The sequence below is a fragment of the Alcaligenes sp. CHO6 genome (assembly GCF_037120595.1).
In the GTDB taxonomy this organism is placed as follows: Bacteria; Pseudomonadota; Gammaproteobacteria; order Burkholderiales; family Burkholderiaceae_B; genus Alcaligenes; species Alcaligenes ammonioxydans.
In genome coordinates this window covers 256,251-274,346 of the sequence record NZ_JBANCI010000003.1, presented here as the reverse complement: position 1 = coordinate 274,346, position 18,096 = coordinate 256,251, and the positions used below count along the sequence as shown (strand labels likewise).

At 57.9% G+C, this 18,096-nt stretch carries 16 protein-coding genes; 9 read left to right on the top strand and 7 right to left on the bottom strand.

What is annotated here, in order from left to right; all coding sequences use genetic code 11:
• Positions 1-180: 180 nt before the first annotated feature.
• Positions 181-1,131 (bottom strand): LysR substrate-binding domain-containing protein, encoded by a 951-nt coding sequence (locus V6936_RS13400; RefSeq protein ID WP_336580000.1) that lies wholly within the window; start codon positions 1,129-1,131, stop codon positions 181-183.
• A gap of 184 nt (positions 1,132-1,315) precedes the next feature.
• On the opposite strand from V6936_RS13400, the gene V6936_RS13395 reads away from it, so the two are divergent.
• Positions 1,316-2,359, top strand: coding sequence for an aromatic ring-hydroxylating dioxygenase subunit alpha (locus tag V6936_RS13395; protein WP_131071076.1), 1,044 nt, complete (start codon positions 1,316-1,318; stop codon positions 2,357-2,359).
• 5 nt (positions 2,360-2,364) lie between these two features.
• The gene (locus V6936_RS13390) at positions 2,365-3,582 is read left to right on the top strand and encodes an FAD-binding oxidoreductase (RefSeq protein ID WP_336579999.1); all 1,218 of its coding nucleotides are present in this window, start codon (positions 2,365-2,367) and stop codon (positions 3,580-3,582) included.
• Between the two features lie 260 nt (positions 3,583-3,842).
• Here the strand turns inward: V6936_RS13390 and gcvA are convergent, their stop codons facing one another.
• On the bottom strand, positions 3,843-4,727 hold the full coding sequence (gene gcvA, locus V6936_RS13385; RefSeq protein WP_131071074.1) for a transcriptional regulator GcvA: 885 nt from the start codon (positions 4,725-4,727) through the stop codon (positions 3,843-3,845).
• A 145-nt stretch (positions 4,728-4,872) separates the two neighbouring features.
• Between gcvA and V6936_RS13380 the strand changes: the two genes are divergently transcribed.
• Genes V6936_RS13380 through V6936_RS13370 form a run of 3 tightly spaced genes read left to right on the top strand, consistent with a single transcriptional unit; the run spans position 4,873 to position 7,048 of the window.
• On the top strand, positions 4,873-5,496 hold the full coding sequence (locus tag V6936_RS13380; RefSeq protein WP_336579998.1) for a glutathione S-transferase family protein: 624 nt from the start codon (positions 4,873-4,875) through the stop codon (positions 5,494-5,496).
• A gap of 12 nt (positions 5,497-5,508) precedes the next feature.
• A complete protein-coding gene (locus tag V6936_RS13375; protein WP_336579997.1) occupies positions 5,509-6,540 on the top strand; it encodes an LLM class oxidoreductase in 1,032 nt (343 codons plus the stop codon).
• A 19-nt stretch (positions 6,541-6,559) separates the two neighbouring features.
• Entirely contained in the window at positions 6,560-7,048 is a 489-nt protein-coding gene (locus V6936_RS13370; protein ID WP_336579996.1) for a GNAT family N-acetyltransferase, read from the top strand.
• A 173-nt stretch (positions 7,049-7,221) separates the two neighbouring features.
• Here V6936_RS13370 and cml read toward each other — a convergent pair whose 3' ends face one another.
• A complete protein-coding gene (gene cml, locus V6936_RS13365; protein WP_003805225.1) occupies positions 7,222-8,421 on the bottom strand; it encodes a CmlA/FloR family chloramphenicol efflux MFS transporter in 1,200 nt (399 codons plus the stop codon).
• 410 nt (positions 8,422-8,831) lie between these two features.
• On the opposite strand from cml, the gene V6936_RS13360 reads away from it, so the two are divergent.
• A complete protein-coding gene (locus V6936_RS13360) occupies positions 8,832-8,966 on the top strand; it encodes a DUF2938 family protein (RefSeq protein WP_003805223.1) in 135 nt (44 codons plus the stop codon).
• A 256-nt stretch (positions 8,967-9,222) separates the two neighbouring features.
• Here the strand turns inward: V6936_RS13360 and V6936_RS13355 are convergent, their stop codons facing one another.
• Positions 9,223-9,777, bottom strand: a complete 555-nt coding sequence (locus V6936_RS13355; RefSeq protein WP_336579995.1) for a GNAT family N-acetyltransferase — start codon at positions 9,775-9,777, stop codon at positions 9,223-9,225.
• Positions 9,778-9,909: 132 nt separating this feature from the next.
• On the opposite strand from V6936_RS13355, the gene V6936_RS13350 reads away from it, so the two are divergent.
• Positions 9,910-10,764 (top strand): AraC family transcriptional regulator, encoded by an 855-nt coding sequence (locus V6936_RS13350; protein ID WP_003805212.1) that lies wholly within the window; start codon positions 9,910-9,912, stop codon positions 10,762-10,764.
• A 178-nt stretch (positions 10,765-10,942) separates the two neighbouring features.
• Here the strand turns inward: V6936_RS13350 and hutC are convergent, their stop codons facing one another.
• Positions 10,943-11,674 carry a histidine utilization repressor gene (gene hutC / locus V6936_RS13345; protein ID WP_003805211.1) on the bottom strand — a complete coding sequence of 244 codons (732 nt, stop codon included), beginning with the start codon at positions 11,672-11,674 and terminating at the stop codon, positions 10,943-10,945.
• 280 nt (positions 11,675-11,954) lie between these two features.
• On the opposite strand from hutC, the gene hutU reads away from it, so the two are divergent.
• Both hutU and hutH read left to right on the top strand, forming a co-directional pair.
• Positions 11,955-13,685: a urocanate hydratase gene (hutU, locus tag V6936_RS13340; protein WP_336579994.1), complete on the top strand. Its 1,731-nt coding sequence runs from the start codon at positions 11,955-11,957 to the stop codon at positions 13,683-13,685.
• 18 nt (positions 13,686-13,703) lie between these two features.
• The gene (gene hutH, locus V6936_RS13335) at positions 13,704-15,239 is read left to right on the top strand and encodes a histidine ammonia-lyase (protein WP_336579993.1); all 1,536 of its coding nucleotides are present in this window, start codon (positions 13,704-13,706) and stop codon (positions 15,237-15,239) included.
• 207 nt (positions 15,240-15,446) lie between these two features.
• Here hutH and V6936_RS13330 read toward each other — a convergent pair whose 3' ends face one another.
• A complete protein-coding gene (locus tag V6936_RS13330; protein WP_336579992.1) occupies positions 15,447-16,868 on the bottom strand; it encodes a formimidoylglutamate deiminase in 1,422 nt (473 codons plus the stop codon).
• Positions 16,865-18,094, bottom strand: a complete 1,230-nt coding sequence (gene hutI, locus V6936_RS13325; protein WP_003805202.1) for an imidazolonepropionase — start codon at positions 18,092-18,094, stop codon at positions 16,865-16,867. Before hutI ends, V6936_RS13330 begins: the two co-directional genes overlap by 4 nt.
• Positions 18,095-18,096 lie beyond the last annotated feature (2 nt).

Below are 18,096 nucleotides of genomic sequence, written 5' to 3'. Positions count from 1 at the left end.
AACACGTTTTTTTTCGGTGAATTGGAGGAAAGGAAGTCTACCCAGACTGAGCGGCAACGCAGCCCGACCCGTCCATCCAGATCAGGCCGCTGGATCACCCCGCATCCTGGCCGGTAAGTCGCTTGCCTATATTGGGCCGGTTCAACCCAGCCCTCTTGAAACCGTCTGTCGGCGGCGGACTTAGGCTAACGCCCGGGACAGAATCTCCTGATTGATCTGCTCCTGTTGTCGAGCCCGGTTTAGTAAATAGCGGTGAAAGTCCTGACTATGGGGCGATTCAAAGGCGCCTGCCCGTCGAGTCAACACGTAGGGCCAGGGCAGGGGTAAGGAATGGGAGAAGGGCAGGATAAGCTGCCCGTGGCGGACTTCTTTTTCTATCATCGAGCATTGGGCTAAAACAAACCCTTGACCGGCGACAGCGCATTCCAAAGCCATATGCGAGAGCGAAAAAACGCGGAAGCGATCCAAGGGCAGCTCGCCGGGGTCGACGCTCAGCGATTCAAACCAGTCTCGCCAGGACGGTGGCGAGGTAAAGCGCGGCTGCCAGTCCGAGGACAGCAACGGATAGTTCAGCAGATCACGTGGATGCCGCAACGGAGCCTGCCCTTGCAGCAGAAGCGGGCTGCAGACGGGGACGACTCGATCGGTATACAGTTCGGTAAAGCTGCGGGGGCGGGCGGCTGCTTGCCCATAGGTAATCCGAAAATCAATCTGTTCTGCTTCCAGATCAGGCTCGGCATGGCTGCCTTTCAGATGCAGCGTCAGTTCTGGGTCATAGTGCTCTTGCCATCGAAATGCCAGCGGGGCCATCCAGGTTTTCAGCATGGATGGCAGGGCGCTGATGGATAACAGGCTGGTATTGCGCGACCGCTCCATTTCTTGCCGGCCGTCACGCAGGAGCTCAAAAGCCTGGGTGCAAATTTCGTGAAAGCGTACCCCGGCCGCCGTCAGCCGCAGGCGCTTGCCTTCCTTGTAGGTCAAGCTGCAGCCCAGCGACTGTTCCAGCAACCGTAATTGCTGGCTGATCGCACCGGGTGTAATTTTTAGACGTCGGGCGGCTTCTTGCAGGCTTTGGCTATGGCCCAGCGTTTCAAAGACTTGCAAGGCACGTAGGGGAGGCAAAGTATCCATGATCGGTAGGCCCCGTTCAGAACAGTCATTTAGGTTTAGAAATTCTAAACGAAATGGATAGTAGCCTGAATTTAATTGCGTTTATGATGATCCTGGGCCTTGGCTCGGCATTCTTCAAAGACACATAGAGCATGGGTGGATGCGTTTCGCCTTCATGCGTCGCATTCAGAGTTGGGAGTAAACCATGTTTGTACGTAATGCTTGGTATGTTGGCGCTTTAGCTGCGCAGCTTGGCCGCAGCTTGCTGCCCGTGCGTATGCTTAGCGAAAATCTGGTGCTGTACCGTCGAGAAGACGGCCAGCCGGTTGCTTTGGAAGATTCCTGTCCGCACCGTCGTCTGCCCTTGTCCAAAGGTCGCTTGATTGGTGATCAGGTGGAGTGTGGCTATCACGGCCTGACCTTTGATTGCAGCGGCTCCTGTACCAAGGCGCCCGGCGTGGCGCAAATTCCTAAAAGTGCGGTGGTACGTAGTTATCCTTGTGCGGAGCGTTATGGTCTGGTCTGGGTCTGGATGGGGGACCCTGCGCTGGCAGACCCGTCCAAATTGATTGATATCCCCGAGTGGGACAATCCCGAATGGGGCGTGAATCGTGGCGATGCCATGGAACTGGACTGCAATTACTTGTACGTCACCGACAATTTGCTGGACCCCTCGCACGTATCCTGGGTACACCAAAGCTCGTTTGGTAGCCCCGACATCATCGGCCTGCCCCTGACGGTGAAGGTTGAGGACAATGGCGTGACGGTCTCGCGCTGGTCAAAAAACGTGGAAGTTGCGCCGTTTTACAAGCAGTTTGTGAAATTTGAAGGCAATTGCGACCGCAAGCAGCAATACGAAGTACGCTTCCCGTCGCTGGCCGTTATCAAGGCCATCTTCCTGCCTGCCGGTGCCGCCACCGAGCAGCCCAGCGAGTACCACCCAGACGTTTTCCTGATGGACTCCTATAACTTCCTGACCCCCATCGACGAGGAACACACCCGCTACTTCTGGTTCCAGCTGCGCAACTTCAGCCCGGATGACGAGGCCATTTCCAAGATTTTCAACGAAGACGTGCGCCATGCGTTCCTGGAAGACAAAGTGGTTCTGGAAGAGGTGCATAAAGCCCTGAAAGAGCGTCCCGCTGCCTTGGACTTGCCGCTGGATTCCGGCCCCTTGCGCTTCCGTCGCAAGATTAGCCAGCTGATCCAGGCCGAGCAGACGGACGCCAGCGAGACCCCGGCGGCTTGAGCGTCATGAGCCCGACTGCCTCATCTGCGTCCACTGCATCCCCGGCCAGCCGCCGTTTTCGGGATTACCGTGTTCTGGAAAAACAGCGTGAAAGCGATGTGATTACCTCCTTTGTGCTGGCCCCGGTGGACGGTGTGATGCCGCCTTATCAGCCAGGCCAGTATCTGGTGTTTCGTCTGGAAATTGACGGACAAACCGTGCTGCGTAATTACAGTCTGTCGGGGGACCCCGACAGCACGGACCGCTTGCGTATTTCCGTCAAACACGAGAAGGCCCCGGTAGGGTTAAGCGTGGCCGATGGTCTGGCCTCCTCCTATCTGCATCAACAGGTGCAGCCAGGTGATGTGCTGAGCGCGGCAGGGCCACTTGGCGAGTTTGTGCTGGACGAGAGCAGCCAGCGGCCTGTGGTGCTGCTAAGTGGCGGCGTGGGCCAGACTCCCTTGCTGGCCATGCTGCATCGTTTGCTGAAACGCAGTCAGCGTAAGGTCTACGTGATTCACGCCTGCGATAACGGCTCGGTTCATGCCTTTGCGGATGAAATGCGTGAACTGGCCACACAGCGTGACGGCGTGCAACTTTACTTCTGCTATCGCAACCCGACTGAAGATGACGTACAAGCCGGTTTGCACCATGTGGCGGGACTGATTACCCGTGAGCAGTTGCAGCGTTGGCTACCGCTGGATGATTACGAGTTTTACCTGTGTGGGCCTGGTGCCTTCATGCAGAGCAATTACGGCGTTCTGCGTAGTCTGGGAGTGACGCGAGAGCGCATTCACTACGAGTTTTTTGGCCCGGCCACGGTGCTGGAAAACACCCTGGCTGGCGATACTGCCGCCAGCACGGTTCAGCCTGAGGGGCAAACGGCCGTGGTCTCCAGCGCCGCAGGGGTGAACGCAGAGCAGGCGTTGCTCCCCGCCATCACTGAAGCTGCTGCGCAAACCAGTGCGGAAACCGCCGTGGATGCGACGCAAACCGTGACGTTCCTGCCCGACGGTCGTCAGGCCCAATGGCATGAGGACTGTCCTTCCCTGCTGGATCTGGCTGAGGAAACGGGCTTGAGTCCGGACTTTAATTGCCGGGCGGGCCTGTGCAATACCTGTATGTGCACCCTGGTATCGGGCGAGGTCGATTATTTTGAAGAGCCTCTGGACCCTGTGCCAGAGGGCAAAGTCTTGCTGTGCTGTTCCCGTCCCCGTGGTCCGGTGGCCGTGGAATTGCCTTAAGAGTTTTTCAATTGCTTGTTGAGGTTGGCCCCGTCCTTTTGGGACGGGGTTTTTTCAAAAAAAATCATATGCTTCCTTGTTGGAAGTCAGGCGGATTTTCAATGTCTGGAGCCGGGGGACGTGGCCATGAGGGCTGTTGAAGTGGGGGTCCTACAGAGACTGGATTGGGAAGCGATGAGGTGCTGTCTGTATCTCCCTACCGCTGTGCGATAGCGGTCATTGTTACCACCACAGCAGCAGGAAGAAGCTTGGTTACCTTGCTATGAATGGGCTTGCTCGCTTATCCAATCACTAAAGGCACGGACCTCTGTTTTTTGCCTCGTATCGGGCAAGGTCACCAGGTAGTAGGCAAAGCGGGCTGGCCAGGGCTTGTCCAACACTTGCACCAAGCGGCCTGCGGCTATTTCATCTTGCGCATATTCTTGCGGTATCAAAGCCAGTCCCAGGCCCGCAATCGCGCCGCGTATCAGCAGGTAATCATCCTCAAAAGCTGTGCCTCTATCGGCGCGTGCATCGTCCTCCACCCCGTGGGCAGACAGCCAAAGCGCCCAGTCGGCCCGGTCGGCATCTTGTAGCAGTGGCCACTCCAGGCAATCTGCTGGCTCCTGAATGACTGGCTTGTCTTGCAGCAACGCAGGGCTGGCTACAGGCAGCAAGACAGGGGCCATCAAGGGCTCGGCCTGCAAGCCGGGGTATACGCCCAAGCCGTGGCGAATGGCGATATCCACTTTGTCGCGACGCAGGTCCACCAGCGTGGGGGACGCCTCCACACGGATTTCGATATCGGGATGGCGTTGCTTGAAATCGGCCAGCCGGGGAATCAGCCAGGAAGCGGCAAAGGAAGGCACGGTGCTGATCGTCAGTGTCTTCCTGTGCTTGGTGGCTTCCAGCGTATGCATGGCCTGTTCGATCTGGTCAAACGCCGTCAGCAGGGCAGGGTAGACCTGTTCACCTGCTTGACTCAGGCTCATTTTGTGGTGGCTGCGCACAAACAGTGTCACGCCCAAGCGGTCTTCCAGCAGCCGGATTTGCTGGCTGACTGCGCCCGAGGTTACGCCTAGTGCCTGGGCGGCCAGCTTGATGCTGCCGTAGCGTCCGACTTCGGTAAAGGCGCGCAGAGCTTGTAAAGGAAAGACAGGATTCATGATTTAGTTTATCTAAATCTATCAAGCAGATTTAATCGTTTTTCTTTGGCTATCTAAATGGGGAAAATGGGCTTCTGAATCGTTTTTAAAGTTTAGCTTATCTATATGCAAAAGAAGAGCGAACTTTCTGTTTGGGAGCCACGCCATGATTGATCTGTACACCGATAGTTCGCCTAACGGCTTTAAGGTGACCATCGCCCTGGAAGAGCTGGCACTTCCGTATCGCCTGCATCACGTGCGTATCGAAGCGAATGAGCATAAGCAGCCGGAGTTTCTGGCCCTGAATCCACATGGGCGTATCCCGGTGATGACGGATGATGAAACAGTTGTTGTTCTGTTCGAGTCCGCCGAGATCCTGCTGTATCTGGCGGGAAAAACCGGCCAATTGCTTTCAAAAGATCCTGTTCAGCGCTGGGAAACGATCAAATGGCTGCAATTTCATTCCTCCAGCGTGGGGCCGATTCTGGGCCAGCGCGTGCATTTCGAGCTGTTCGCGCAAGAGAAGATTCCGGCCGCCATCGAGCGCTACCGCCGTCTGGTGAATGATCTGTTCACCGTGCTGGATACACGCTTGGCAGACCATCCTTATCTGGCGGGACAGGACTATTCCATTGCCGATATTGCGCATTTTGGCTGGATGCATATTGCGCGGATTATCGACTTTGATTTCAGCCAGTACCCGCACATGAGTGCCTGGCATGATCGCGTGGCCCAACGCCCCGCAGTCCGTAAAGGCATCACCTTGCCTGAACCTGCTACTGGCGCCTGAGGAGAAAACAGCATGACGATTGAAACAAGCCTGACTCAAGGCGCATCTTTCCCTGCCTTTGCCAATCACCCTGGCTATAGCCGCATGTTTGCGCCGGGTCGTCTGACCATGGGGATCTTTCTGCCTCTGCGTTTTTATCAAGGCGATATGAGTGTGCTGGCCGGGCAGGCAGCGCTGCTAGAGGAGATAGACCGCAAGGATTTTGCAGCGGTGTGGGTACGTGACGTGCCCTTGTATGATCCCAGTTTCGGAGATGCGGGGCAGGTGTTCGACCCCTTTACTTACCTGGCTTTTCTGACTGCTCGCACCAAGCGGGTGGCCTTGGCTACGGGCAGCACGATTTTCTCCCTGCGTCACCCGATCGACCTGGCGAAATCCGCTTTCACCATTGATCAGTTGTCCGGTGGGCGCTTGGTGCTGGGTATTGCTTCCGGGGACAGACCCGTGGAGTTTCCCGCCTATGGCGTGGAGCGGGCCGAACGGGCAGAGCGTTTTGCGCAGGCTGTCAGCTATTTCCGTCAGCTAACGCAAGCGGGGCAACTGGATATCGACTCTCCGCTAGGTCGCTTCGATACCGCAGAGCTGTTACCCAAGCCTGTGCATGGCTCCATTCCCTTGATTGTCACCAGCTCCTCGGGGCAGTCGCCCGAATGGATCGCCGAACATGCCGATGGTTGGCTGACCTATCCGGAAGCCACACATACACCGCTAGGTCCGCAAAAGCTGGCTGCCAAAATTCGGGCTTGGCGCGCCCGGATTCCAGATGGCGGTTTCCGTCCGCACATGACCAATGAATGGCTGGATTTGGTGGATGACCCCGATTACCCACGCACACCGTTGCGCGGTGGTTTTACACTGCGTACCGGGCGCAAGGGGCTGATCACCTTGCTGGAAGAATGGCAGGCAGCCGGTGTGAATCATGCTGCTTTGGGTATTCAGTTTGCGCAGCGACCGGCGGCGGAAATTATCCAGGAGTTGGCTGAGTATGTGCTGCCACATTTTGCCTCTCACCAGGCGCAGCCTGCCCTTGCAACAGCATGGTAAGCGACAGGGGAACACAAGCATGACTAGCCGTGCAGAACAGCCGATAGCCGGTGGTATTCAGATCCGGGATTTGCAGCCGCAAGACCGGGTCGCTTGGGAGCTACTGTATCGGCAGTACGCCGAGTTTTACAAAGAGCCCATGAATGAAGAGATCCTGGCTCGTACCTGGTCCTGGCTGCTGGATGTGCAGCATCCTTTGCAGGGGAAGGTGGTAGCTACGGCGAATGGTGTGCTGCTGGGTTTGGCGCATTACCGTCCTTTCCCGGAGCCCTTGCTGGGCAAGGAGGCTGGTTTTCTGGATGACTTGTTTGTGTTGCCGGAACAGCGAGGCGGCGGGCTGGGCCGCCGTTTGATTGAGGCAGTCTCCCAGGCAGGTAAGGAGCAAGGCTGGCCGTTCCTGCGCTGGATTACGGCGCAGGACAATGCCCAGGCGCGAAGGCTATACGATGGTCTGGCTCAGGCAACCGCTTGGGTGACGTATGACTTGAGTTTGGGGACGGCTTGCTGACTTAATGCCCGTAATCCCAGTCCTTATGTGTTCTTGGAACTGGGATTACGGACATGGGGACGCTTGATTGCATTGTTGTCCGCCGTAGCTCGCTCCTGAGATTACTCATGAACAGTGGCGGCGGGTGATCCAAATGGAGGGAAGGCATACCGAAAACCTTCCCTTTTTTATCTTCAAACCTCGCGTTTGCTCTTTGCCTCCAGCAACATCAAAGCAAGCAACACCACACTGCTCATCCCTAGTCCAAACACCACCAGCGGCCACGCCGTATCCCCATCCAATAAGGTCACTGCCAACGTACCGATCACGCTAACGATCAGGCTTTCCACGCAAAAGTAGATCGCCACGGCGGAGCCGGCCACGTCGTTGAATTGAGCCAAGGCGCCATTGGCGGTGACGGATACGGTCATCACAATGCCGATGGCGGCCAGCCACATGGGCAGGATAAAGCTGGCAAAGGAAGGTTCCAGCAAGATCTGCCCGGTTGCCAGCAAGAGGGTGGCAAGAAGGATCACGCCCATGCCGCGCTTCAGGCTCCCGGCGGTTCCCCAGCGGGCCACAAAGGTTTTGGACAGGCGGGTGGTGGCAATCATCACCAGGGCAACACTGGCAAAGGCCAGGCTGAAGCTCATTTCTGAGTAACCCGCTTGTCCGATCAGGACGCGTGGGGCCGTGGAGAAGTAGACGAAAAATGTCCCCATCCCGGTGGAGAAACCCAGGGTATAGACCCAAAAGGCTGGGCTTTTGAAGACGGCCAGCGCGGACTGTTGTGAATGTAGTGGTTTGGCAGGCCGAGTTTCCTGCCAACGGAACAGCGCGTGGAGCCAGGCCAGCAGACCCATTCCGGCCAGGCTCAGGAAGATGGCCTGCCACCCGCCCGCACGGGCAATCAGAGCACCTGCAATAGGCCCCAAGGCGGGTACGAATGCCAGGATGGCGCTAAACAGGCCGTAGATCACCACCCCTTCGGCACGATCGGCGTAGACATCGCGTACGGTGGCAAACAAGGCCACCAGGGTGGCCGAGGCCCCCAGTGCTTGCAGCACTCTGAAACCTACAAAAGCCCAGGCGGTGCTGGATAAGGCGGCGGCGATTGAGGCCAGCACGAACAGCGCGGCTCCGGCCAGCAAAACTGGTCGTCGGCCTATGCGGTCCGACAGAGGGCCAAAGATCAGTTGCCCCGCACCCAATAGCAGCATGTACAGGCTAAGGGTCAGCTGGATGAGGGCTGGGGTCGTGCCCAGAAGCTCCGGCATGGCCGGTACGACGGGCAAGTAGATATCCATCCCCAGGGACGCGAGGATGTCAAAAGGCGCCATCAACAGCAAGGCGGCTGGCAGCGTATGAGCCCAGGAAGAGCGTGAGCAAGACATAACAAAATTACCACTCGAAAAAAGGAATCGGGCGGCGTCTGTTTGTTATCAATCAGCGGGATTGGAAGTACAGAGCGCCGCAACAAGACAAGAGCTTGTTGCGGCTTACTCAGTTGCTGACTTTGTGCTCGTCATTCAGACGGCTCCTCACAGAAATAGCTTGAAGATGTGTCGCGGGGGAAACGCTGCATGGCGGCATCTGCCCAGTTGAAAGGGATGTGGCGCGACAGTTGCTCATTATAGGGGGAGGCTTTTACGGTCTTGAAGCCTCAGCTTGTGATGGCTGGTGGTTTTTTGCCCGGCAAAGGTTTGGCCAGACGCGACACTGCCTCGCTGGGGCTGCCGGTCTTGTTCTTCCTGACCCGGATCGCAGCGGCTTTCAGCAAGCGCGGGAATGTCGGACATTGCGTATGGTTGGCGGCGGGGCATTGGCTGCGTCGCGTACCCCTACGCCTTGGACCCATCGTTTGCATAGTTTGCTGACACACGCGATTTTCGGTTTGGGCATGTACCTTGCGGCCTTGCTGACCCAGCAAGTGGCCTAAGGCGATGTAATTTGTTGGGACATCTGTCATGAGTAATCTGAAAACTACCGGCACCTTCCCGTCGGCCGTCTCTCTGCTTGCCCTGAGCCTGTTTGCCATGGGCAGTGTCGTGTTTCTGATGGGCGACATCCTGGGCTGAGTGCTTGCAGTCACGATTGGGTCTGACATTGAGCATCGAAGAAGTCCAGGAGCTGTTCTCGTGTGTAAGTCAGCCCCAGGATGCCGATTCCAGCTGACCGGAGGGTGGTGGCTGGGATTAGGCCTGTTGTTTGGGCAAGGCCAGCCATTCCTGGGCCGTAATGCGGCTGATGTGTTCAGTCCGGTAGTCTCGCAGGAACGGGTTGTATTTGTTTTCCTCGGTGCGGTGATGGCGAAACCCGCATTTGGCCTGCACACGGTGTGATTGGGTATTGTTGGCAAAGTAGCCGCACCACAGTGCGTTCAGTTTCAGCGTTTCAAACGCGTGTCGCATCACTTCGCGCACGGCCTCGGGGATCAAGCCCTGACCCCAGTAGGGGACGCCAATCCAATAGGCAATTTCACCTTCTTCTTCACTGAGCTTGAAGTTGCTGTTCTTGCCGATCAGTATGCCAATGCATCCAACAGCCCGGCCATTGTCTCTGTGTTCGACGGCATACACTTCGGGCATATTGAAAACTGTGCGGATAATTTCGGCACTTTCCTCAACGCTGGTATGAGCAGGCCAACCGGCAATCGGGCCGACTCGCTCGTCGTTGGCGTATAGATACAAATCCTCGGCGTCGCTGTTCTGCCAGGGGCGTAAAATGAGTCTTTCTGTTTGAAGTGTCATTTTCTTTACTCACAATGAAGCAGAAAACAGAATAGAAGCGGGCGGCGTGAGCGAACAGAGCAGGACCTTGGTAGTTTCGGTACTTTTAGCAAGTCTTGCAGGGTGCCGAGTGCTAAAGAGCAGGACAACATCATGCATCACACTCCACAATTACTCAGCACCCAAGACGGCTGGCTGACGGGCGAGACAACGCTGGCTGACAGCATGGGCATGCCGTTGTCTTTTGGTCATGCCTATATGACCTTGATGATCTGCCTGTCGGGCCACGCTCTGATCAGCCTGAACTTCAAGGATCAGCCTGTACGGCCTCATGATGTGCTGGTTTTGGCGGAGGACACGATTGCGCTGCTGAAAAAGCGTTCGCGCGGTTTCAAGGTGTTTTTCCTGTTGATGCCCAAGAGCCTGGCGTCAGAAGTGGCGTATCAATTGCCTAATGCCTTGTTTGTGTTCCTGCATGACCATCCACTGTGCGTGCCCCCGCAACAAGACCGGGCCTTGCTGGCGGCTTGGCTGGTGCAACTGCGCGAGATTGTGCGAACCCGCACGCTGTATCAGCACATCATGCTGCGCAATCAGTTGCAGAATTTCTTTCTGCGGATTGCCGATCAGATTCCGCCCGAGTATCAAGGCGGAAAGACGTTCAGCCGCAAGGAGCAAATCAGTTGGCGGTTCTGGGAGCGGGTTGGACAGCAGTGCAGGCAGCATCGTGAGGTCAAGTTTTACGCGGATGCGCTCAATATCACCCCGTTTTACCTGTCCCAGCTGACCAAAGAGTTTTTCAACGACAGCCCCAAGGCCTTGATCGACAGGCAAGTGGTGCTGGAAATCAAGGCGCTGCTTTCCTACAGCCAGTTGGCGATGGGGCAGATCGCCGATCAGCTCAACTTTGGGGACCCCTCGTATCTGTGTCGCTACTTCAAGCGCCACACCGGGCTGTCTTTGAGCCGTTATCGCCAGCATGCGCAAGGTGAACGCACGCCGGGCTGATCGAGAGTGTGAGCAGGCCCGCTCTGGCGTGGTTCGCAAGCGAACAGGCCAGTGGTGCGGGTCGTGTCAGGTCCGTGCGGCACGAACATGGCGGTGTTGTGTGGCCCGGAAGGCGAGGTGCCGCTGCGCTTGAGAGTTATGTTTGGGAAGCAAACTCGAAGCGGCGCCGGTTTGGGGCCTACATCCGTCCCGTGAATTTGTAGCGATCGCCAGGATGCCAGAGCCTAGCGTGAGTAGTGAACTGCTCACTGGAAAACGTGCGGCGGTCCATCACCAAACAGGGCTGCTGCTCTTTCATATGCAGGGCGTGTGCGATTCCGGTGGGTGGCACCAGCACTTCAATGCTGTAAAAGCCGGTTGGCAAGGGGGCGACCCGCACCAGATATTCGTTAGGCGTGATCTGACTCCAGTCCTGCTCCATATAGTCGGGTGCCATGCGCGCATCCACTAGACGATCTTCGTACTGGATAGGCAGGCCGTTCTCGGCATGCACAATAATGGAATGAAACAGCGCCGCGCCCGGAGCAATGCCGTACAGGCGTGCCTGTGCCGGGCTGGCCTGCAGCCGCTCCATGCTCAGCACTTGACAGCTATGTTGATGACCGCGCTCGCGTATGTCTTGTGCAATGCTGCGTATCTCGATCAGCGTGGACTGGAATTTGGGTTGGGCTACATACGTGCCCGAACCCTTGATGCGGATCAGCAGTCCATCGTTGGTCAGTTCGCGCAGGGCCCGGTTGACCGTCATGCGTGATACGCCAAACTGCTCACATAAGGCTAGCTCTGTGGGAATCAGATCGCCTTCCCGCCATTGTCCGGTCTGAATCTTTTCCACGACATAGTTCTTGATCTGTACATAGACGGGGAGAGCCGATTCGGAGGACGAGTTGCTCGTCAAAGGGGCAACCATGCTGATGCTTTCCTGTAGGGACGTGTTCACACTCAAGGGTTTGTGCAGGCAACCATCGGGGGTGCTGCACCGGCCATGATTCTAATACCCCGACAGTGTCCCTGGCCGTCTGTTTTCGCGGCGCTGCCAGGGCAGGCATATGTATAGACAACTATTGGAAATGACTATACATTGGCAAAAGCTTACAAGAAAACCGTTGTTTTGTCGGCGCTTGGGCCTGCCTTCCCTGGGTGGAAACAGTCTGCCAGATAGAACCAGCGCGTATCCAGAGACACCTCAGATGGAGGACAGCACCATGCCTGATCATCACACTTCGACGGCCAGCCAGGACCCCCGTTTCGATCCTGCGCGGGAGATTCATGCCCCCACGGGTACACAGCTCAGTTGCAAGAACTGGGTGGCAGAAGCCGCGTACCGCATGATTCAGAACAATCTGGACCCGGCCGTGGCCGAGAACCCCCAACATCTGGTGGTGTACGGTGGCATCGGGCGTGCGGCTCGAAACTGGGCGTGCTATGACCAGATTCTGGCCAGTCTGCGCCAACTCGAGGATGACCAGACCTTGCTGATTCAGTCCGGCAAGCCGGTGGGCGTGTTCCGTACCCACCGTGATGCGCCGCGCGTGCTGCTGGCCAACTCGAATCTGGTGCCCAAATGGGCCACGTGGGAGAAGTTTCACGAGCTGGATCAGGCCGGGTTGTTCATGTACGGACAGATGACGGCGGGCAGCTGGATCTACATCGGCAGCCAGGGCATTGTGCAAGGCACGTACGAGACTTTTGCTGAGGCAGGTCGTCAGCATTTTGGGGGTTCGCTGGCCGGGCGCTGGATTCTGACGGCTGGCCTGGGGGGGATGGGCGGCGCACAGCCTTTGGCTGCCAGCTTTGCCGGTGCGGTATCGCTGACGATTGAATGCAAGCAAAGCAGTATCGACTTCCGTTTGCAGACTCGTTATCTGGATAAGCAGGCGCGCGATCTGGACCATGCACTGGAGCTGATTGCCCAACACACGGTTGCTAAAGAAGCCGTGTCGATTGGCTTGCTGGGCAATGTCGCCGATGTGCTGCCCGAACTGGTGCGACGCGCTCAAGCCGGTGGTTTGAAGCCTGATCTGGTGACGGACCAGACCTCTGCCCACGATCTGCTCAATGGCTATTTGCCTTCAGGCTGGACGGTGGAGCAGTGGCAGGCCGCTCAGAAAGATCCGGCGCAACACGTCCGCATTCAGCAAGCTGCTGCCCAGTCTTGCGCCATCCATGTAAAAGCCATGCTGGATTTCCAGAAAATGGGCATTCCGGTTGTGGATTACGGCAATAACATTCGCCAAGTGGCGTTTGATGAGGGCGTGGCCAATGCCTTCGATTTCCCCGGTTTTGTGCCAGCCTATATTCGCCCCTTGTTTTGCGAGGGCAAAGGCCCGTTCCGTTGGGTGGCCTTGTCGGGCGACCCGGAAGATATCTATAAAACCGACCAGAAAATCAAAGAGCTGTTCCCCGACAATGAGCACGTGCATCGCTGGCTGGACATGGCACAGGAACGTATCGCTTTCCAGGGTCTGCCTGCTCGAATTTGTTGGCTGGGGCTGGGCGAGCGTCATCGTGCCGGTTTGGCCTTTAACGAAATGGTGCGCAAGGGCGAGCTGAAAGCGCCGATTGTGATTGGACGTGACCATCTGGACACCGGTTCGGTAGCCAGTCCGAACCGCGAAACCGAAAGCATGCGGGACGGCACGGATGCCGTGTCGGACTGGCCTTTGCTCAATGCGCTCTTGAACACAGCTGGGGGGGCCAGCTGGGTGTCGCTGCATCACGGCGGCGGCGTGGGCATGGGCTACAGCCAGCACGCGGGGATGGTGATCGTGGCCGATGGCAGCGAGCAGGCTGCGGCCCGTCTGGAGCGGGTCTTGATTAACGATTGCGCCAGTGGTGTGATGCGTCATGCGGATGCAGGTTACGAGCTGGCGATTCAAACGGCCAAGAATTTCGGGCTGACACTGCCCATGATCAAGTAAGAAAAACAGGACAGATAAATGAGCAAGAGTATCGAGCTTTCTCCAGGCGCACTGACTTTGGCGCAACTGCGCCAGATCTGGCAGAAACCGACTGTTCTGACTCTGCCGGCAGAGGCGGTGGGGGCGATGGACGCGTCCTCGGCCATTGTGGCCAAGATCATCCGTGCAGGTCATCCTGCCTATGGCATCAATACCGGCTTTGGCAAGCTGGCCCAGCAACGCATTCCCGACAACGATCTGGAACAGCTGCAAAAGAACCTGATTCTGTCGCATTCCGTAGGGGTGGGTGAGTCGGTTTCCGATGCGGTGGCACGGCTGATTATGGCCATGAAGATTGCCAGTCTGGCGCGTGGCTTTTCGGGCATACGCTCGCATGTGGTCACGACCTTGCTGGATATTCTGAATGCGGGCGTGGTGCCTTTCATTCCGTCCAAAGGTTCGGTGGGCGCATCGGGTGATTTGGCACCCTTGTCGCACATGACCTTGACGCTGATCGGGGAAGGGCAGGCCAAGTGGCAGGGCGAATGGATGCCTGCCCAGCAGGCTTTGGCCAAGGCTGGTATCACCCCGATTGTGCTGGCCGCCAAGGAGGGGCTAGCTCTGATCAATGGCACGCAAGTGTCTACGGCCCTGGCATTGCATGGCTTGTTCCGCACCCAGACCTTGTTCCGCAATGCGATTTTGGCCGGAGCCTTGAGTGTGGACGCCGCCAAAGGCAGTGATGCGCCTTTTGATGCGCGTATCCATGAGGTGCGTGGACAGCCAGGACAGATTTACGCGGCCCGCTTGTATAGGGAGCTGCTGGCTGGCAGCCAGATTCGCCAGTCGCATCGGGACAATGACAACAAGGTGCAGGACCCCTACAGCTTGCGTTGCCAGCCCCAGGTGATGGGCGCGATCCACGATCTCATCACGCAAAATGAGCGCAGCTTGCTGATCGAGGCCAATGCCGTCACGGACAACCCGCTGGTATTCCCCGGCAAGAACGGTGAGCCCGATCAGGTGATTTCCGGCGGCAACTTCCACGCCGAGCCGGTGGCCTTCGCCGCCGACGGCCTGGCCTTGGCGATTGCCGAAATGGGTGCCTTGGCAGAGCGTCGAGTCGCGTTGTTGATTGATGCCAGCATTTCCGGTTTGCCACCGTTTCTGGTGCCTTCTGCCGGTTTGAATTCGGGCTTCATGATTGCCCATGTGACCGCGGCGGCGCTGGCTTCGGAAAACAAGTCCTTGGCACATCCTGCCAGCGTGGATAGCCTGCCTACGTCGGCTAACCAGGAAGACCACGTCAGCATGGCGACCTTTGCAGCGCGCAGACTGGAGGATATGGCACAAAATACCGCTGCAATTGTGGCGATTGAATTGCTGTGTGCGGCGCAGGGCATTGATTTTCATGCTCCTTTGCTGACTTCCGAGCGCTTGAGAAAGGTGCAGGACGCGATTCGTCAGGCCGTGCCTTTTTACGATCAGGATCGTTATCTGGCTCCCGATATCGAGGCCCTGAAAGCCCTGGTGCTGGACGAGAGTCTGGCTGACACGGCGGCCGACCTGTTTTAGGGTCCAGGGCGTACTCCCGAGCCTTGTTGTCTCCATGCCAGTGGCCCTGGCCCGGATGGGCGGAGCCAGGTTTTTTGCATAATGACGTGGCAGACAACCCAGTGAAAAACGACTGCGCCAGGCTTTGTTGACCGCGATGGCGAGCCAAGGACTGTCGGGCCGAGCGCGGACTAGGGCCTGCCGGGTAAGGCTTTCAGGCTCGTTTTTTCAGGCGCGGTCCAACAGCTGGCTCAGTGTGTCTTGATAGGCGGCAAACGCCGTTTCCTCCTGGGGGTGCTGGCCGTCGATCACACAGGCTTTGCCACTGACGAATACGTCGCGAATCGGATTGGTGTGGGCGCGCTCTGAAAAGACCAGGGCGGAGAGCCAATGTGATTGATCCAGTCCCGCCAAACTGGGGTGAGCCAGATCAATCACCATCAGGTCGGCCTGATGCTCGGGGGCAAGCTGCCCCGTGGCCCGCCCTGACGCCTGCGCCCCACCGCGGACGCAGGTCCCAAATAAATAGTCTGCGACATAGGGCTGTCGAGGCGAAGCCAGCACGTTGCGTTGCTGACGGCTTAAACGTTGGCCATATTCGAGCAGACGCAGTTCGGCGCGCCAGTCCACGCAGATGTGGCTGTCTGATCCGATGCCCAAGTGGCCATGGTCGGCCAGAAAAGCAGCGGCCGGAAACAGGCCGTCCCCCAGATTGGCTTCGGTTGTCGGGCATAGGCCCGCCACTGCGCCACTGCGGGCAATTTGCTGACGCTCCGGCTCGCCAATGTGAGTGGCATGAACCAGGCACCAGCGCTCGTCCACATTGAAGTTATCGTACAGGTAGGCGACCGGACTGCAACCCTTGAGCTCCTGGCACGCCAGCACTTCGGCCATCTGCTCGGCAATATGGATGTGAATCGGATGGCGGGAGGGCAGGCTATGCAGGCCGTCGATCAGCGTGCTGATGGAACCCACATCGGTGGCACGCAGGGAATGGGGCGCCACGCCATAGCGCCGGTCCACGTTCAAAGGGTGGCTGCTGTGCAAGGATTCCAGCAGGTACAGCAGTTGCGTGGGGCTGTTCAGGAAGCGCTCTTGGTCCGGTCGCGGTGCTTTGCGGCTGAAGTCGCTGTACTGATACAACACCGGCAGCAGGGTGATCGCCAGTCCGCTGGCGCTGGCCGCCTCCAGAATCCCTTGGGCCAGCAGACCCGATGGGCTGTATCGGCCTCCCTCACGCGGGTGATGCAGGTAGTGAAACTCGCAGACGCTGGTATAGCCGGCCTTGAGCATTTGTATGTAAAGCCAGTGGGCAATCGCATACAGGTGTTCAGGCTCCAGACGGGCGGCGAAACGGTACATCAGGTCGCGCCAGCTCCAAAAGCTGTCCTGGTCTTGTCCCCGAAATTCCGTCAAGCCTGCCATGGCACTTTGAAAAGCGTGCGAATGCAGATTGGGCATCCCTGGCAGCACGGCGCCCTGTGCCCGATACACCTTATCGCTCGCGTCCTTGGCGGGCGGGCAGGTTCCAGGCAGAACCTGCGTCAGCGTGCCGTGCATGTCCCAGCGCATCAGCACATCGGCTTGCCAGTGGCCGTCCAAATAGGCCCAGGGCGCCCACAGGGCTTCATGCTGTTGGACAGGGTTCATGATGACTCCTTGCGCAGATCGCGGCTGATGGCGCCTTGGTACACCACCAGGGCGCAGCGGGGCAGGCCCAGCCAGTAGACCAGTTCCGACAGTGACTCGATATCCCAGGCGACAAAATCGGCGCGGGACCCAATGCTCAGTTCGCCGGTGATGTCCGGGGCTCCCAGGGCCTGGGCGGCATGATGGGTGACGGCGGCCAGGGCCTCAGGCACCGTTAGCCTGAATAAGGTGCTGCCCATGTTCAGCATCAACAGAAGGGAGGTGCAGGGAGAGGTGCCGGGGTTGCTGTCGGTGGACAAGGCCATGGGTACGCCGTGCTTGCGCAGCAGCTCGATCGGGGGCAACTGGGTTTCACGCAGGAAATAATAGGCGCCGGGCAGCAGTACGGCAACCGTTCCGGCTTCTTTCATGGCGATCACCCCTGCTTCATCCAGATACTCCAGATGATCGGTGGACAGGGCGCGGTAGCGTGTCGCCATTGCCGTGCCCCCTAGATTGGAGAGCTGCTCGGCATGCATTTTTACAGGTAGTTTTAGGGCTTGGGCCGCTTTCAGCACGCGCTCGGACTGTCTCAGATCAAAGGCGATGCGTTCACAAAATACATCCACAGCGTCAATCAACCCCTCTTGTGCCAGGGTGGGCATCATCTGGCTGCAGACCTGATCCACATAGGCGTCGGTTTGACCTGCGAACTCCGGGGGCAGGGCATGAGCACCTAAAAAGGTAGTGCGCACTGTGACCGGGCGCAACTCTCCTAAACGCCGGGCCACGCGCAGCATTTTTCGCTCGCTGTCCAGATCCAGGCCGTAGCCCGACTTGATTTCGATTGCGGTCACGCCTTCGTCCAACAAAGCATCCAGACGACGCAGGGACTGGGCCAGCAGTTGCTCCTCGCTCATGCAACGGGTGGCCTGAACCGTTGAAACAATACCGCCTCCCTGGCGGGCTATTTCCTCATAGGAGGCTCCGGCCAGCCGCAAAGCGAATTCCTGGGCTCGGGTGCCACCGTAAACCAGGTGAGTGTGACAGTCGATCAGGCCGGGGGTGACCCAGCGATTGTCCAGCTTGTGTACGTGTTTGGCCTGTTGCCATTGGGGGGGGAGTGCATGCCGGGGCCCCATCCAGACGATGCGGCCCGCTTGTTCGACCAGGCAGGCATCCTCAATGACGTGTTCGGGGTCGGCGCGGGGAGCCAGACGTAAATCAGTCCAGAGTGTGTAGTTCATCA

What these genes read in the sequence shown, in the direction of transcription:
- hutH (WP_336579993.1), top strand. Translation starts at nt 13,704, where the DNA reads ATGAGCAAGAGTATCGAGCTTTCTCCAGGCGCACTGACTTTGGCGCAA.
- V6936_RS13330 (WP_336579992.1), bottom strand. Translation starts at nt 16,868, where the DNA reads ATGAACCCTGTCCAACAGCATGAAGCCCTGTGGGCGCCCTGGGCCTAT.
- V6936_RS13400 (WP_336580000.1), bottom strand. Translation starts at nt 1,131, where the DNA reads ATGGATACTTTGCCTCCCCTACGTGCCTTGCAAGTCTTTGAAACGCTG.
- hutU (WP_336579994.1), top strand. Translation starts at nt 11,955, where the DNA reads ATGGAGGACAGCACCATGCCTGATCATCACACTTCGACGGCCAGCCAG.
- V6936_RS13360 (WP_003805223.1), top strand. Translation starts at nt 8,832, where the DNA reads ATGGTTGGCGGCGGGGCATTGGCTGCGTCGCGTACCCCTACGCCTTGG.
- V6936_RS13395 (WP_131071076.1), top strand. Translation starts at nt 1,316, where the DNA reads ATGTTTGTACGTAATGCTTGGTATGTTGGCGCTTTAGCTGCGCAGCTT.
- hutC (WP_003805211.1), bottom strand. Translation starts at nt 11,674, where the DNA reads ATGGTTGCCCCTTTGACGAGCAACTCGTCCTCCGAATCGGCTCTCCCC.
- V6936_RS13375 (WP_336579997.1), top strand. Translation starts at nt 5,509, where the DNA reads ATGACGATTGAAACAAGCCTGACTCAAGGCGCATCTTTCCCTGCCTTT.
- gcvA (WP_131071074.1), bottom strand. Translation starts at nt 4,727, where the DNA reads ATGAATCCTGTCTTTCCTTTACAAGCTCTGCGCGCCTTTACCGAAGTC.
- V6936_RS13370 (WP_336579996.1), top strand. Translation starts at nt 6,560, where the DNA reads ATGACTAGCCGTGCAGAACAGCCGATAGCCGGTGGTATTCAGATCCGG.
- V6936_RS13390 (WP_336579999.1), top strand. Translation starts at nt 2,365, where the DNA reads ATGAGCCCGACTGCCTCATCTGCGTCCACTGCATCCCCGGCCAGCCGC.
- hutI (WP_003805202.1), bottom strand. Translation starts at nt 18,094, where the DNA reads ATGAACTACACACTCTGGACTGATTTACGTCTGGCTCCCCGCGCCGAC.
- V6936_RS13350 (WP_003805212.1), top strand. Translation starts at nt 9,910, where the DNA reads ATGCATCACACTCCACAATTACTCAGCACCCAAGACGGCTGGCTGACG.
- cml (WP_003805225.1), bottom strand. Translation starts at nt 8,421, where the DNA reads ATGTCTTGCTCACGCTCTTCCTGGGCTCATACGCTGCCAGCCGCCTTG.
- V6936_RS13355 (WP_336579995.1), bottom strand. Translation starts at nt 9,777, where the DNA reads ATGACACTTCAAACAGAAAGACTCATTTTACGCCCCTGGCAGAACAGC.
- V6936_RS13380 (WP_336579998.1), top strand. Translation starts at nt 4,873, where the DNA reads ATGATTGATCTGTACACCGATAGTTCGCCTAACGGCTTTAAGGTGACC.